2 pseudogenes are annotated in these 470 nt (G+C 53.6%); one reads left to right on the plus strand and one right to left on the minus strand.

From position 1 onward, the window contains the following. A pseudogene (locus HFD97_RS22440) lies at positions 1-221 on the plus strand (hypothetical protein); the annotation flags it as partial. Positions 222-243: 22 nt separating this feature from the next. Here HFD97_RS22440 and HFD97_RS22025 read toward each other — a convergent pair. Then, a pseudogene (locus HFD97_RS22025) lies at positions 244-470 on the minus strand (lytic transglycosylase domain-containing protein); the annotation flags it as partial.

Here is a 470-nt window from a genome sequence, read left to right on the forward strand (position 1 = left end):
GCTGAGCGTATTATTCAGCCGCGTGCCTGGTATGACAAAGGCACCGACCTGTGGACCGCGTTTAATATCGTGCAGGATAACCTGATTAAGGGGGGGGGGCCGGCAGAACGGCGAAGGGAAAAAGAACCACCACCCGTACGGTAACCGGCATCGACGGCGATATAAAGCTGAATCAGGCGCTGTGGAAAATGGCGGAGGAGTTCGCAAAACTCAAATCATGAAAATAACTCCGGCACGCCGGGGTTATTTTTTGTCAGGCATCACGTCCGCAGCCAGAAACGTTTCCGGCGCGGGCGCTTTTTTATTCCGCTGCGCCATTGCGGTATAAACCTCATCCCGTGCAATAAGCACGCGGTAAATACTTTTGATAATGGCCGCATATTCACGACGCTTTTTGATCAGCTTCGGGTTCGGGCCGGTGTTGTACATCCCGACGCTGTCCCAGTTCCTGCCGTACTGCCTGAAGTTTC

Source organism: Pantoea sp. EKM103V, assembly GCF_011800365.1.
In the GTDB taxonomy this organism is placed as follows: domain Bacteria; phylum Pseudomonadota; class Gammaproteobacteria; order Enterobacterales; family Enterobacteriaceae; genus Pantoea; species Pantoea anthophila.